The sequence below is a fragment of the Chloroflexota bacterium genome (genome assembly GCA_016219275.1).
In the GTDB taxonomy this organism is placed as follows: Bacteria; Chloroflexota; Anaerolineae; order UBA4142; family UBA4142; genus JACRBM01.
Genome location: JACRBM010000060.1, coordinates 63,251 through 77,702 on the forward strand (window position 1 = coordinate 63,251; position 14,452 = coordinate 77,702).

13 protein-coding genes are annotated in these 14,452 nt (G+C 57.1%); 4 read left to right on the forward strand and 9 right to left on the reverse strand.

Annotation, left to right across the window (positions count from 1 at the left end; genetic code table 11):
* Positions 1 to 32 precede the first annotated feature (32 nt).
* From HY868_17240 to HY868_17265, 6 genes are all read right to left on the reverse strand, one after another.
* Positions 33 to 1,655: a HAMP domain-containing protein gene (locus HY868_17240; GenBank protein ID MBI5303885.1), complete on the reverse strand. Its 1,623-nt coding sequence runs from the start codon at positions 1,653 to 1,655 to the stop codon at positions 33 to 35.
* A 45-nt stretch (positions 1,656 to 1,700) separates the two neighbouring features.
* Positions 1,701 to 2,363 (reverse strand): response regulator transcription factor, encoded by a 663-nt coding sequence (locus HY868_17245; protein ID MBI5303886.1) that lies wholly within the window; start codon positions 2,361 to 2,363, stop codon positions 1,701 to 1,703.
* 179 nt (positions 2,364 to 2,542) lie between these two features.
* Positions 2,543 to 2,821 (reverse strand): SHOCT domain-containing protein, encoded by a 279-nt coding sequence (locus HY868_17250; GenBank protein MBI5303887.1) that lies wholly within the window; start codon positions 2,819 to 2,821, stop codon positions 2,543 to 2,545.
* Positions 2,760 to 2,951: an SHOCT domain-containing protein gene (locus HY868_17255; GenBank protein ID MBI5303888.1), complete on the reverse strand. Its 192-nt coding sequence runs from the start codon at positions 2,949 to 2,951 to the stop codon at positions 2,760 to 2,762. The genes HY868_17250 and HY868_17255 overlap by 62 nt, the downstream gene beginning before the upstream one ends.
* Positions 2,952 to 3,075: 124 nt before the next feature.
* Positions 3,076 to 4,674: a multicopper oxidase domain-containing protein gene (locus HY868_17260; protein MBI5303889.1), complete on the reverse strand. Its 1,599-nt coding sequence runs from the start codon at positions 4,672 to 4,674 to the stop codon at positions 3,076 to 3,078.
* A gap of 6 nt (positions 4,675 to 4,680) precedes the next feature.
* The gene (locus HY868_17265) at positions 4,681 to 4,974 is read right to left on the reverse strand and encodes an SHOCT domain-containing protein (protein ID MBI5303890.1); all 294 of its coding nucleotides are present in this window, start codon (positions 4,972 to 4,974) and stop codon (positions 4,681 to 4,683) included.
* 379 nt (positions 4,975 to 5,353) lie between these two features.
* On the opposite strand from HY868_17265, the gene HY868_17270 reads away from it, so the two are divergent.
* Both HY868_17270 and HY868_17275 read left to right on the forward strand, forming a co-directional pair.
* A complete protein-coding gene (locus tag HY868_17270) occupies positions 5,354 to 6,097 on the forward strand; it encodes a hypothetical protein (protein MBI5303891.1) in 744 nt (247 codons plus the stop codon).
* 17 nt (positions 6,098 to 6,114) lie between these two features.
* Positions 6,115 to 7,485, forward strand: a complete 1,371-nt coding sequence (locus HY868_17275; protein MBI5303892.1) for a 4Fe-4S binding protein — start codon at positions 6,115 to 6,117, stop codon at positions 7,483 to 7,485.
* Positions 7,486 to 7,528: 43 nt separating this feature from the next.
* Here the strand turns inward: HY868_17275 and HY868_17280 are convergent, their stop codons facing one another.
* The 3 genes from HY868_17280 to HY868_17290 are packed head-to-tail and all read right to left on the reverse strand — an operon-like array spanning position 7,529 to position 11,057.
* On the reverse strand, positions 7,529 to 9,967 hold the full coding sequence (locus HY868_17280; GenBank protein MBI5303893.1) for a copper-translocating P-type ATPase: 2,439 nt from the start codon (positions 9,965 to 9,967) through the stop codon (positions 7,529 to 7,531).
* Positions 9,968 to 9,976: 9 nt separating this feature from the next.
* A complete protein-coding gene (locus tag HY868_17285) occupies positions 9,977 to 10,393 on the reverse strand; it encodes a rhodanese-like domain-containing protein (GenBank protein MBI5303894.1) in 417 nt (138 codons plus the stop codon).
* Positions 10,394 to 10,412: 19 nt separating this feature from the next.
* Entirely contained in the window at positions 10,413 to 11,057 is a 645-nt protein-coding gene (locus HY868_17290) for a methyltransferase domain-containing protein (GenBank protein ID MBI5303895.1), read from the reverse strand.
* 528 nt (positions 11,058 to 11,585) lie between these two features.
* On the opposite strand from HY868_17290, the gene HY868_17295 reads away from it, so the two are divergent.
* Positions 11,586 to 12,161, forward strand: coding sequence for a GntR family transcriptional regulator (locus HY868_17295; GenBank protein ID MBI5303896.1), 576 nt, complete (start codon positions 11,586 to 11,588; stop codon positions 12,159 to 12,161).
* Positions 12,162 to 12,346: 185 nt separating this feature from the next.
* Positions 12,347 to 14,410 (forward strand): molybdopterin-dependent oxidoreductase, encoded by a 2,064-nt coding sequence (locus HY868_17300; protein MBI5303897.1) that lies wholly within the window; start codon positions 12,347 to 12,349, stop codon positions 14,408 to 14,410.
* Positions 14,411 to 14,452: the final 42 nt, after the last annotated feature.

The window sequence follows — 14,452 nt, forward strand, 5'->3', positions numbered from 1 at the left end:
CTATCGCACTATCGCACCATCGCACTATCGCACTATTGAACTATCGCACTAACCGGCACAAACGCCACCACCTTCGTGCCCTTGCCGTGTTCCGATTTCACATAGACGTTGCCGCCGAACAATTGCGCGCGTTCCTGCATTCCCATCAAACCGAAATGCCCGGCGGGCGCGTACGCTGTCGGCGCGTCCGGCGCGACGAAACCGACGCCGTCGTCTTCAATCGTCGCCGCGACTTCGTGCGCGTCGAACGACAACGTCACCGCTACGTGCTTGGCTTGCGCGTGCTTGGCAACGTTCCGCAACGCTTCTTGCACGATGCGATACAGCGCGAGCTCGCGCTCCGCATCGAGCCGCGTTTCTTCGCCGGTCACTTCAAAAGTCGCGTGTGATTCGCGCGCCAGCATTTCCAGTGCGGGAATCAATCCTAGTTCCTCAAGATAGGTCGGACGCAAATCGCGCACGAAACGGCGCACCGACACAAGCGCCGTTCCAACCAGTTCCCTCAGTTCCTTGATTTTCCCTGCGGCACTGGCTGTGTCTCTACCCAACGCCTTTTCCACCATCTCGATCCGTTGTTGCAACGCGATGAGCGATTGGATGGTCTCGTCGTGCAGTTCGCGCGCGAGGCGCACACGTTCATCTTCCTGCCCGCGCGTCATCGCCGTGATGTAATTCTGCATCGCGTCCTGCGCCGCGCTAACCTGGCGCGCCATCGCATCGAGCGTTTCGCGCAGGGCTTCGATTTCACCCACCCCGCCGACCGGTCGTTCTGCCGCACGATAATCGCCGTACGCGATGCGGTTCGCGGCTTGCGCGAGATTTTGCAGCGGACGCACGACATTGCGGACGCCAAAGTACACCGCGCCGAGCGCAACCACCGCCGCCAGCGAAAGCAGCAGCGGCAAGAGCACCGCGTACTGAAACATCGGCGCGACGATTTCTTCCCAGGGTTCTTCGACGATCAAGCCCCAGTTCATCGGCGCGATCGGCGCGTAACCGACGACGATTTCCGCGCCGGTGTCCGCGTGATGATACGTTGCGCCGGTTTCGCCGCGCATCACCTGCGTGATGCCGGCGTGGCGCGACATATCCTCGCCCAGGCGCGCGGCGTTGGGATGCGCGATAATTTTTCCGCGCGCATCCACGAGATACGCGATGCCGTGCGCGCCAAAGCCGAGGTTCGTCAGCGGCGGCGGCGCGAACGCGCCGATCAAAATATTTCCGCTTTGCGGCACGGCGACGAGAACGCGCGTCACGTTGTTTTCGACGAACGGCGGCGCGAAGGAAACCTCTCGACGGTTGAGCAGACTGGCGACGTGGGCGCGCCGATTTTGCCAAACGTCGGCGGAGGGTTGCGCGTGCAGCAGATTGCCTTGCGCGTCGAACGACGCGATGCCGCCGTCGAACGCGGCGCAACTCGTGTCGCATTGCGCGGGCAGACCTGGGTCGAGCGTGGGCAGCAGACGCGCGTGCAGCGCGAGGGTCTCCGACCATTGCGCGGCGGCGACGCGCGCGACGACGCCATCGCGCTCGGCGACCATCTCGCGCATCGCGGTCTGATGACTATTGACACCGAAATACGCGACGACGATCAATATTGCGCCGAGCGGCAGAATCGTCCAGAGGAGGAGTTGGGTGCGGAGGTCTCGAAACATAGTGAACAGTCAACAGTCAACAGTAGGCAGTAAACTGTTGATTGGCTACTCAAGCATGATCCACTTTTCGCGTAACGCAAACAGCACCGCTTCCGTGCGCGTGGTGACGTGTAGTTTGGCGTAGATGTTGGCGAGATGCCCTTGTACGGTGCGGTCGCTGATGGAGAGCGTGACGCCGATTTGTTTGTTACTCATGCCTTTCGCCGCGAGGCGTAACACTTCGAGTTCGCGGTCGGTCAGCGGTTCGACGATTTCGTCGCGCGGGGTTTCGACGCCCGACGCGCGTTGCACGAGTCGCTTGGCGACGGAGGGAGAGAGCGCCGATTCGCCGGCGGCAATCGCGTGCACGGCGCGGCAGATTTCATCGGAGTTTGCCGTCTTGAGCAGATAACCGCTTGCGCCCGCTTGGAGCGCGGCAAAGATGTACGGATCGTCGTCGTAGGCGGTGAGAATCAGCACGCGCGTGTGCGGAAATTCTTTTTTCACGCGGCGCGTCGCTTCCATCCCGTTCATCTTCGGCATCTGAATATCGAACACCGCGACGTCGGGCTTGTCGCGCGCGACGAACGCAACAGCTTCTTCGCCGTCGCTCGCTTCGGCGATGACACGAATCGCCGCGTCTTCTTCCAGAAACTCGCGGATGCCTTTGCGAACGACGGCGTGATCGTCGGCGAGGATCACGCGGATGACTGGCGCGGAATTTTCCATAGTCAACCTTTCAGCCGAATCTTAACACACTCGGTAACGGGATGCAAACGCAAACTCGCCGCGTCCGCGTTGAACGTGGCGAGTTTAGGCACGGTTCGAGATTTTCACGCGGCGAGATCGCGGCGCATTTCGTCGAACTGTTCTTTCGTGATTTCGCCTTTGAATTCTTCCGGGAATCGCTAAATTGTCGAATGACCCGGGTGTTCTGTCGGCGCATTAGCTTGCGCTGACGATGACACCCCCAGCGTACGCTTCAACTGTTCGAATTGCGCATCGTTGATTTCACCCAGCGCGTAACGCCGCTTGAGAATTTCCAACAGCGATTCGTTCGAGGTACTTGATGGTTGGTGTCCATCGTGGTTGCCGTGCAGAGCATGCATCAACATACACCACATCTTACACCCCCACATCGCGCTTGAGCGTGTCGAACTGTTCTTTCGTGATTTCGCCTTTGGCATAGCGCGCTTGCAAAATCGCCAGCGGGGTTTGCCCGGATACCGGCGTCGCCAAGGAACCTTGACTGCCGCGCGCGAGCGTGACCACGAGCCACACCGCGCCGCCGATGACCAACACCCAGAAGGCGATCATCAGCAATCCGCCGAACAACATTCCGCCACCGAGTCCAAATCCGCCCATCATTTTATCTTCTCCTTTTTCATTCTTCGTTTTCACTAAAAAGTGAAACGAGTGAAATTTTATGTGTTTATCTGATTCACGCTTGAACCAAATAGTTTCGCATCAAACCTTGATCCTCGTGTTCCAGATTGTGACAGTGATACAAGTACATTCCTGGGAAATCTTCAAAGCGCATCAACAATTTGACGCGCTCACCAGCCCACAACGTCACCGTATCTTTCCAACCCTCATCCACGTACCCAGCGCGCACCGTGTCCCAGTCCACCCTGAATTGTGGCGCGATCTGCCGTTCGATCACCTGGAACTGCACGCCGTGAATGTGCATCGGGTGTACCATTTGATCCATGCTGTTCGTCTGATTGACAAACTCCCACGCTTCGAGCGTATTGAGTTTTACGATTTCGTCGTTCGCGATGCCCTCCATCTCGAACACGCGCCCGTTGATCGTCCACGTCATCATTTGTTGCATCGAAACTCCAAAAGTGCGTGGACTCTGACGATTGATCGCGTCGTCGAGACGATAGCGTTGAATCGCGCTGAGACGTTCGGGCAATGGAGTACTGTCCTTGATCTCGCGATCTATCTTGACGCGCATGATCGTAAATTCTGCGCCGTGCGGTAATGTGGCGTTGCTGCCACCCATCATCCCGCCGCCCATCATGCCACCACCCATCATTCCGCCCATCATCCCCGATTCCGCACCCGAAAACGCGAGACTCTGAAGTTTCAATTCACTGCCCACGCGCCGATTGCTGAAATCCGCCCATAGTTCAACGCGTTCACCGGGTCCGAGCGTCACGTAATTCCGTTGCGCGGGTTTTTCGAGCAAGCCGCCGTCGGTTGCAATCACGGTCAACGGCGTACCGTCCTCCCACGCGAGTTTGTACACGCGCGAGTTCGAGCCATTCAATACGCGGAAACGATACGCGCGCGTGGCGACGTTCATCGCGAAATCAGGTCGCCCGTTGACGAGAATGCGGTCGCCGAGAAATCCCATCATCTGCTCCATCGGACTCGTGACATAGACCAGTTGATTCGCCGCGTTGAATGTGCGATCTTGAATGACGAGCGGCAAGTCGAATTCGCCGCGCGGCAAATTCGCTTCCGTTTCTTCGTCGTCCGAAATCAGGAACAAGCCCGCGAGTCCGGCGTACGCTTGAAAGCCGGTGCGTTGATGCGGGTGCGGATGAAACCAATACGTGCCGGCGCGATTACGAATCTCGAAATCGTACACGTACGACTGTCCTGGCTGGATCGCATAACGCGGATGCCCGTCCATTTCGGGCGGAACGTGCAGACCATGCCAATGAATGATCGTCGGCTCACCCAACGCATTATTCAAATGCACTCGAAACTTTTGTCCGCGTTTGGCGCGAATGATCGGACCGAGGTAACTGTTTGGAATCGTTTGCAAACTGGCGGAGTCGCCTTTCAGCACCGCGCCGTCGTACTTCCATACGCGCGTCGGTTGACCTGGCAAGATGCTGGCTTGTGTATCGGTCGCGGTCAATTTGAGTTCGACATCGGGAACGAAATCGCCGCTGGTGCGAACCGGTTGCGCCGCTCCAGATAGAAACGGTGCAACCCCGCAACCGCTCAAACCTACAATCGTCAAGGCGCCGACGCCCAAACCGGATAATTTCAGAAATTCTCTGCGCGTAAAGCGTCGTATCACTTTTTCTTACGCTCCCAAATCGCGCTTGATGGCGTCGAATTGTTCTTTCGTGATTTCGCCTTTGGCGTACCGCGCTTTCAAAATATCGAGCGGCGATTCGCTTGACGCTGAAGGCGTCACCCGATTCGCATTGCGCGCGAGCCAAACGACCAACAGCACGATGCCGCCAATGAAGAGACCCCAGTAGACGAGCATCATCATCGCGCCGAGCGGATTAAAGCTATAGCTGTTCATCATTCCGCCGTAACCGCCATAGCCGCCCATCATTCCGGATCCCATCATGCCGAATCCGCCCATCATCCCCGCGCCGCTAAAGAGCAACAGCGCAAGTACGACGACGAGAACGATGCCGAGAACCCAACTAGTGTTTTTCATTTTTCGCCTCCTGCGAATTTTTCAATCTTGTGGACAGTTTATCGAAACGTTGTGAAGATGGCGTGAAGAGGGTGTGTTTTTTTTCTGCGTTCCCAATATAATCTGCTTTTCGACGCCGCGCCACCGCTTTTGAGCGGGTTGTGGGCTACGCCATTTGGCGGTAGCCCGTTGTTACCCCGCCATTTTGCCTAGTCCGTTCCGCGCCATTTCGCTCTGGGGGGTTGCGCGTGAGATTGTTAAAATATCGCAAGTCCCAAGCACGCCATTCGTGCGTGCGACCATTTTTCATGAGGAGGTTCCATCAATGAGAATCCGTTTTCGATCGGTCTGGTGGCGACTCGGCATCGCCGGCGTCGTTGTGTTGACGCTGGGTTTGACAGCTTGCGCCGCGCCTGCCGCGACACCCATGATCGCCTCGCCAGTTGCCAACGCGATGGAAATCGCGCAGAACGAGTACCAAACCCAAGTGACCTTGATGTCGCCTGTGATCCCGGGAAGCAATCCAATCACTGTGCAAGTGCGGAACATCCAGACCGGCAAGCCACTCCACGATGCGACGGTGCGCGTCGCGGTCGCCGCGAACCAGCGCGCCTCAATCGCAAAAGACGATCACACAAAAACCACATCGTCGAGTCATGGGTCTACGCCGGAAACTCACAGCGCCGTCAAGAAAGACGATCACGCGAACGAACAGAAGGACACGCACGCAACAGCCCAGGTCGCATCGCACGCGAACGAAAAAAATGTCACGCACCAAGCCGAAGCGAAAAACGCAAGCCACGCCGATGAAGATGCCGCCCACGCGGGCAAACCGATGACCGCCGGCAAGACCGAAGGCGAGTACGTCGGGCAGGTGATGTTTCCCAACGCGGGTGAATGGTTGCTCACCGTCAGTTACGAAATCGAAGGCAAAGAACAGACGGCGCTGTTTGCCGTCAACGCGGCGCGCAGCGCGGAAACCTGGCTCGTGTTGAGCGGATTTCTCGGCGTGAATCTTGCCGTCATCGCGACGGCAGGCATCACCAAACGCAAAGCGTCGAAAAAATAGACGAAGGAGTTATTCGGATGTTGAATTCAAAACCACCGGCGACTGCCGCCGCCGGCAATCTGCTCAAGAATAAATGGATCGGCGGATTTGTAAAAAGCAACTGGTTCCCGGGAATTTTCCAATTGCCCACCATCGTGTTTTTTGCGCTGGTTATCTATCAACTGGTGCTCGGTCCCGTCGTCGCGCACGACAACCTGGGCACCGCGCTGACCTGGGTGCTGTGGTGGCCCCTCATTCCAATCATCTTTCTCATCCTGGGCAGATTCTGGTGCGCGATTTGTCCGTTCGGCACGTTAAGCGATGTCGTGCAAAAGTTTGTCGGACACCATCGCCGCGTGCCGCAGTTTTTGAAACAGTACGGCATCTGGATCATTGACGCCGCGTTCATTATGATTACGTGGAGCGATCACGTCTGGGGCATCGTCGAGTCGCCCTGGGGCTCGGGCATTCTGCTTTTGCTCATTACGACCGGCGTGGTGATTGCCGGCGCGCTGTGGGAACGCCGCGCGTGGTGCCGCTATCTGTGCTTCCTGGGTGGACTGTCCGGCAATTACGCGCGCACCGGAATGCTGGCTTTGCGCGCGACGCCGGAAAAATGCGCCAAATGCAACGTGTCGGCGTGCTACAAAGGCAATGATCAAGTCGCGGGTTGCCCCATGTTCGAGTTTCCGCGCGTGATGGACACGAACGCCGAATGCAACGTGTGCGGCAACTGCGCCAAGACCTGCCCCAACGATTCGATTCGCCTGACCTTGCGCTTTCCCACGAAAGAGTTGTGGTTCATTCGCAAACCGAAATTGGAAGAAGCGTTTCTCGCGGTCGTGATTATGGGCATCGTGTTCATTCAAAACGTGACAATGCTCGAAGTGTGGCGTTCGATGTTGACCTGGCTTGAGAACGCGATCGGCACACAAAATTACGCGATCACATTCACGATCACGTTTCTGATCGCGATGGGAATTCCGATCGGCTTGTTGTCTATCGCCGCGTTGTTCGCGCAGAAACTGAACGGCGATTCGCCGGCGCAAAACTTTGCCAAGTTCGGCTACGCGATCATTCCGCTCGATGTCGCGGGACACGTCGCGCACAACTTGTTCCACCTGTTGGCGGAAGGCAAAGCCGTCGTCTACACCGCGCTCACGTTCCTGGGTCAAACCGCGCCCGATGCGTCGCCCGCGCTCGTGGACAATGCGACGATTCAACTGCTTCAATTCGTGTTGATTGTTCTCGGTGCGGCGCTCTCGCTCTACACCGCATATCGCATCGCGCGGAACAACTACACCGGCGGCAAGAGCTGGACGACCCTGATTCCGTACGCGAGTTTGATCGCGTTGCTCGGCATCGTGAACATTTACTTTTTCATGTTGCCGATGGCAATGCGAATGTAAGCGCCATCAAAAAGGGAGCGGTCGTCGCCGCTCCCTTTTGCTTTCAATCGCCCAACTTGGTGTACTTGAGCATCAACGCGTTCACCGCGACGATGAGCGAACTCCCGCTCATCGCGATCGCGCCGATTTCAGGGCGGAGCATCAAGCCGAACGCGGGATAGAACACGCCGGCGGCAATCGGAAACGCAATCGTGTTGTAACCCGCCGCCCACCACAAATTCTGTTTCATCTTGGCGACCGTCGCTTTCGACAATTCGATTGCCTTGACAACATCAAACGGATCGCTCTTCATCAACACGACATCGGCGGTTTCCATCGCGACATCCGTGCCTGCGCCAATCGCGATGCCCACGTCGGCTTGCGCAAGCGCGGGTGCATCGTTGATGCCGTCGCCGACCATTGCGACCTGCTTACCCTGGGACTGTAATTCCTTCACCTTGTCCGCTTTTTGATGCGGTAGAACCTCGGCGAACACGGTTTCGATTCCCAGTTCCCCTGCGATACGTTTTGCGGTTGCGCGATTGTCGCCGGTCAACATCGCGACTTGAATACCCCGCGCGCGTAATTTCGCGACGGTCGCTTTCGATGTGTCGCGTGACGCATCCGCAATCGCGATCAAGCCCGCAAATTTTCTGTCCAGCGCCGCGTACACGACCGTGCGCCCCGCGCCTTCGAGCGCATCGGCGGATTGCGCCAAACCATCGAACGCGATGTGATTATCGCGCATCAATTTGCGATTGCCGACGAGAACCGTTTTGCCGTTCACCGTTGCTTGCGCGCCGTGACCTGGGATCGCCTCAAAGTTTTTCGCTTCGGCGAGAGCCAGGTTCTGCGCTTTCGCTTTATTCACAATCGCCTGCGCGAGCGGATGCTCGGATGATTGTTCGACGGACGCGACAAGGGATAGAAATTGGAGGTTGGACGTTGGAGGTTGGACGTCGGTCTTTCCAACTTCCAAAACCTCTACCACTTCCGGTTGTCCGCGGGTCAACGTTCCCGTCTTGTCGAAAATAATCGCGCTCACCTTCGACGTTTGTTCCAGCGCGGTCGCGTTCTTGAACAGGATGCCATTCTGCGCGCCGAGTCCCGTGCCCATCATCACCGCGGTCGGCGTCGCGAGACCCAGCGCGTCGGGGCAGGCGATGACGACGACCGTGATTGCGAGCGTAAGCGCGAACACGAACGGCGTCGTCTCCGCCGGCACATAGCGCGCGCCGAACAAGTACCATCCGATAAACGTCAATGCGCCGAACCCAATCGCCGCCGCGACAAGCCACTGCGCCGCGCGATCCGCTAATCTCTGCGCGGGCGCTTTGGAATTTTGCGCGGTCTGCACGAGTTTGACGATTTGCGCGAGCGCGGTGTCCGCACCGACTTTGGTCGCCTTGAATTTGAACGTCCCGGTTTTGTTGATCGTCGCGCCGATGACCGGATCGCCCACTTTTTTCGACACGGGCAGCGACTCGCCCGTAATCATAGATTCGTCCACCGACGATGCGCCTTCGACGAGCACACCATCCACCGGAATTTTATTCCCAGGTCGAATCAGCACGATGTCGTCGCGCAGTACGTCGGAGGTTGCCATTTCGATTTCTTGTCCATCGCGTATCACCGTCGCTTGCGGCGGCGCGAGATTGAGCAGCTGCTGAATCGCTTGCGATGCGCCCGACCGCGCGCGCATTTCGAGCCAGTGCCCGAGCAAGACGAAAACGAGCAGGAGCGCGGACGCTTCGTAGAATACTTCGCTCTCGAACAGAAACGTCGCGGCGACGCTGAACAGATAGCCCGCGAGCACCGAGAGCGCGACGAGCACCGCCATATTCAGCACGCGATTCTTGAGCGCACGCCACGCGCCGATGTAGAAAATCCAACCGCTGTACAAAATCGGCGGCGTCGCGAGGATGAATGAAAAGAGTTTGTTGCTCAAACCGAACGGCACCGGCAAAACGATTTTGAAAAAATCGGTGAAGAGCGGCGAGTAGAGAAAAATTGGAAGCGCGAACACGAGCGCCACAAGAAACCGATTTCGCATATCGCGCACCATCGCGTCCATCGTCATTCCCGCGCCATGCCCCACACCTGCACTTGCGTGCGGTGCAAGTGTCTCGTGCGCCATCGCGGCGGTTTCGCCATGCGCCGCGTGACTCCCCTCTCCTTTTAGGAAAGGGGCAGGGGGTGAGGTCGGCATCACGTGTCCCATGTGCGCGGCGTGCTGATCCATCGTCATCGTCGCGGCAGGTGGGTCGGCGTCTTTGACGAGGTGTCGCGGCATGGACTGCATGCACTCGAATCCCCGTTCGTCAAGCATTTTTTTCATGGCGGCAACAGAGGTTTGCGTTTCGTCGAAATGCACCGTGACCGTCCCGCTCATAAAATTCGCGTCGGCGTGATGCACGCCGCGCACCTGCAGCAAGCAGTGTTCGATGCACTGCGCATCGAGGACCGATTTCCAATCCCCAATCTCCAAGGTTGCTTCTTTCATCGCGTCATCTCACTTTCGAATGACTGGCAAGCCCGCGTTTTCCCACGCGCTCATTCCGCCGTCAAGGTGCCACAAGTTGGTGTAACCCAGTTTCACCAACTCTTCCGCTGCGATCGTGCTCATGCGACCCGACTGACAGTACAAGAGAATCTTGGCATTCTTGTCGGCGGGAAATTTGGAAATGTTTGGCTGAATCTCGTCGTACGGGATGAACGCATCCGTCTTTTCGATTTCGCCGGCATACGGAATGTGCACGTTGACCAAGACGAAATCTTTTGTCGCGAGCATCTGCTTCAACAGCGCGGGCGCAACATTCGTGTACGAACCGTCTGCGACGTTTACCTTCGTCGGCGCGTTGAGCGCCGGCGTCCCGCATGCGGCGAGCGCGAGCATTGCCACGAGTAGAAACAAAAATATCGTTCGCATCGAATCCTCCCATGTGACATCAAGGTTTGCATCCGCGATACAACGCCAGCGTACCAAACACACTCATAAATTGTTCGACGATTTGGACGGATTGAAAGCCCGCACCGCGAAACATGTCGGGCAGACGTCCCAGGATATTGTCGTCAGTCCTTTCGAGTCGCCGCGTCACGCGCGAAATCAGCCACGCGAGCGAATTGTGTGGTTCGCCAAAATCTACCACGAGCAATTCGCCGCCTGGCTTGAGCACGCGAAATGTCTCGCGCAATGCGCGCGATTTGTCTGCGGTCGTCAAGTGGTGCATCACGAGACTCGAAACGACCCGGTCAAATGAGTCAGCGGGGTACGGCAGTTGGAAAGCCATCCCTTCGTCAAAAGTGATCGTCACGTTTTGTCGCGCCGCTTTTGCGCGCGCCATTGCCAGCACCGTTGGATCGCCGTCCATGCCAATGATTTCGGCAGCGGGATGCGTTTGCTTGAGCAGGACAGTCAGCGTGCCGGTGCCACAACCGAGATCGAGTACGCGGAATCCAGTTGCGATGCGTGCGGTTTCAATGAGACGCCGCTTGAACGTGAGTTCGCGCATGCCCCAGCGCAAGAGTGGATCGTACAACGGAGTTAGAACACGAAACCGCAACGCGGGAATATATTCCTTGTCAGTGTTCATCGTGTCTCCCAAGAGCAGACCTGGTTTGGTAATTCAATTGTACCACCAAACAACATACTGTTCTACCGTCGGTTGGCGTAATTCGCAGTAGGCGATTTGACCTATCCGTTAAGTTCGTGATCTCGGCGGTGAATTGTGAGCAAACAAAAATTAAAGATGTATTATAAACGTTACCTTCGCCAAATCGTTTTCGCCCGTTTTTTTATACGCGAATAACGCGAATCTCCGCTAATTTTTAAATTCATTCGCGTTACACTTGCCCTGGCGGGAACGCAAGTGCCAGGGTTCGCGTTATTCGCGGATGAATTTATGATTTGGTAGCCCAACACTGAATCGTGGAGTTAAAATGGGCGATTGAAATTGCCTTTGGTGGGCGTTCCGCCGGGCGTCCACCTACGTGGACGCCGCATTTCGCCCGCGTAGGCGGGCGACCAGCCAACGGCTCATGCGGGGCAATTTCAATTGCCAAGGATAAACGTAAAACGACCTCGAAATTCGTTCGAACGCAACTCCTCAATGCGATTTTCATTGAGCAGCATGTTCCCGGTCAACGGCTTGACCAGAACGAGATCGCGCGCGCTAGATGTCAGTCTCATCCCGGTGCGGGAGGGATTGCGACTGCTGGCGGCAGAGGGATTAGTGACGATAACACCCCATCGCGGCGCGTATGTTAGTGAACTCTCGCACGACGGTCTGCTTGAAATTTATCGCATTTGTCAGGCGCGCGAACCGCTTGGAATCGATCTGGCGATTCCCCAAATGACCGATCAGGATTTTGATAAAATCCAGGCGGTGCAACAACGTTTTGCGGAAGCGGCAAAACAACAGAACCACGCGTTAGCATTGCAAATCAACCAAGAATTTCACGTTCTGCTTTACACCCCGGCTCGTCAACCGCTTTTGCTCGAACTCGTCAGCAGTCTCGCGCTCCGCTCGGCGTGCTATCGTCAAATGTACTCGTCCATCCTCGCGCGCGATGAAATGGCAATCGCCGACCACACCGCGATCATCGCCGCGTGTCGCTACCGCGAGGTTGATCGCGCGAAAGTGTTGTTGGTGGAACATTTGCGCCATACGGTCGAAGGGGTTCTCAGCATCCTCTGATTTTCTCGCGCGCAACCCAGATCCGTTTCTTGTGCTTGTCTTAATGGAGGATTTCGTTGGATAAATTGATTATCACTGCCGCGCTCACCGGCGGAGTGACCCCACCGACAGGCGCGTTTGCAAATTGTTTGCGAGATGTGTAAACTCTGGATCACGTAAACCGAGATGAATCAGTGAGGTGAGCCATGTCTGCGAATAATCAACGCACAGTCCGAGGCGCATGTCCGCTGGATTGCCCCGATACGTGCAGTTGGGAAATAACCGTCGAGGATGGTCACGCCGTCGCGTTGCGCGGCGCGCGCGATCATCCGTTCACGCGCGGCAGTCTGTGCGCCAAGATGAACAACTACTTGGAGCATGTGTCTGCGCCCGACCGATTGCTTTATCCGTTGCGGCGCGTCGGTCGCAAGGGTGAAGGACGATTCGCGCGCATCACCTGGGACGAGGCGCTGGGCGAGATGGCGGAACGATTGAACGCGATCATCGCGCAACACGGCGGCGAAGCGATTTTGCCGTACGTTGGAACCGGCAATATGGGATTTCTCCAAGGCGAGGCGGGCGTGGGTCAACGATTGTGGAATACGCTCGGCGCGTCGGTTCACCTGGGAAATATCTGCTCGCGCGCGGGAAGTCTGGGCACGATCTACACGATGGGGTCGCGCGATGGCATGGATCCGGAAGAATGTCGTCATTCCAAGTTGATCATGCTCTGGGGCACGAATCCGCTCACGAGTCACAACCATGTTTGGCGCTTTATTAACCAAGCGCGCACCCAGGGCGCGTATGTCGTCGTGATTGATCCGATCCGCACGCGCACCGCCGATCAAGCCGACGAACATATCTCCATCATTCCTGGGACGGACGCCGCGCTTGCGCTCGGACTCTTGAACCTCGTCGTCACGCTGGGCGCGGAGGATCGCGCGTTCATCGAACAGAACACGCTCGGCTGGGATCATTATCGCGAACGCATCGCGGAATATCCGCCGGAACGCGTCGCGCGGATCACCGGCATCGCGGAAGAAAAAATTCGCGCGCTGGGCGAACGTCTCGCCACAACCAGACCGACGAGCATCCTCACCAAAATGGGCATGCAACGTCACGCCGGCGGCGGCATGGCTCTGCGAACGATCATGACCATCCCAGGTGTGACCGGCGATTGGCAATACCGGGGCGGCGGCGCGGTGTACTCGACCGGCGATTATTGCCAGGGAAATTTCGCGCGCCTCTTTCGTCCCGATCTGCGACCAGCCAAGACGCGCGTGCTCATGATGTCGCGTCTCGGCGAGAGTCTGCTCGAGGTCGCGAACCCGGCGGTGATGGCGCTTCTGATCTTGTGCGCGAATCCCGCCGCGAGCAATCCCGATCAAAACCAGATTCGCCGGGGATTGACGCGCGAGGACCTGTTCACAGTCGTCGTTGACCACTTTCAAACCGATACCGCGGATTACGCGGATCTCGTGTTGCCCTCCACAATGCAGCCCGAACACGCGGATATTCTTAACGCGTACGGACATCTCTATGTGATGTGGAACGAGCCAGCAGTGGCGCCGCCCGGCGAATGTCTTGCCAACACCGAAATCCTTCGTCGTTTGGCGCGACAAATGGGACTAACCGATTCGTACCTTTACGATAGCGACGAAGACCTGGCGCGCGCGTTCCTCGACACGGAGCATCCCTCGCTCCACGGAATTACTTTGGAAAAACTCAAGGAGCAGGGATGGGCGCGTTTGAATTATCCACAACCAACTCACGCATACCCGCTCGGTTTTCCAACGCCGTCGAGCAAGATCGAGTTCTACTCGAAGAAAGCGGCGAATGACGGATTCGATCCCTTGCCGACTTTTATCCCATCCCAGGAAGTTGTAGATGCGGAATTGGCAATGCGCTATCCGTTAATCCTCATCACCCCGGCGTCGCACTATTTCTTAAACAGCACGTTCGCGAACAAACCCGACCTGGCAAGACAAGCCGGACCGATTCGCGTGATTCTCCATCCCACGGATGCCGCGCATCGCAAGTTATCGCATGGCGATCACGCGCGCATCTTCAATGATCGCGGCGAGTTCTACGCGATGGTACAAGTGAGCGATGTCATTCGTCCTGGGTTGGCGATGAGTCCCAAGGGCTACTGGGTCAAGTTGAATAGCCACCCCTCCAACGCGAACGCCACCGTCGCGGAACGCGATTCGGATATGGAAGGCGCGGTCTTTCACGACAATCGCGTCGAGGTCGAGCGGTCGCGTTCGTAACTACCCAGGTGTCATTGCAAGGGTGGTCCTTGCCCGAAGCAA

Coding starts and splice junctions, on each gene's coding strand:
- HY868_17255 (MBI5303888.1), bottom strand. CDS start 2,951: ATGATCGCCTTCTGGGTGTTGGTCATCGGCGGCGCGGTGTGGCTCGTG.
- HY868_17300 (MBI5303897.1), top strand. CDS start 12,347: ATGTCTGCGAATAATCAACGCACAGTCCGAGGCGCATGTCCGCTGGAT.
- HY868_17265 (MBI5303890.1), bottom strand. CDS start 4,974: ATGATGGGCGGATTCGGCATGATGGGATCCGGAATGATGGGCGGCTAT.
- HY868_17275 (MBI5303892.1), top strand. CDS start 6,115: ATGTTGAATTCAAAACCACCGGCGACTGCCGCCGCCGGCAATCTGCTC.
- HY868_17280 (MBI5303893.1), bottom strand. CDS start 9,967: ATGAAAGAAGCAACCTTGGAGATTGGGGATTGGAAATCGGTCCTCGAT.
- HY868_17285 (MBI5303894.1), bottom strand. CDS start 10,393: ATGCGAACGATATTTTTGTTTCTACTCGTGGCAATGCTCGCGCTCGCC.
- HY868_17245 (MBI5303886.1), bottom strand. CDS start 2,363: ATGGAAAATTCCGCGCCAGTCATCCGCGTGATCCTCGCCGACGATCAC.
- HY868_17290 (MBI5303895.1), bottom strand. CDS start 11,057: ATGAACACTGACAAGGAATATATTCCCGCGTTGCGGTTTCGTGTTCTA.
- HY868_17250 (MBI5303887.1), bottom strand. CDS start 2,821: ATGCCAAAGGCGAAATCACGAAAGAACAGTTCGACACGCTCAAGCGCG.
- HY868_17240 (MBI5303885.1), bottom strand. CDS start 1,655: ATGTTTCGAGACCTCCGCACCCAACTCCTCCTCTGGACGATTCTGCCG.
- HY868_17270 (MBI5303891.1), top strand. CDS start 5,354: ATGAGAATCCGTTTTCGATCGGTCTGGTGGCGACTCGGCATCGCCGGC.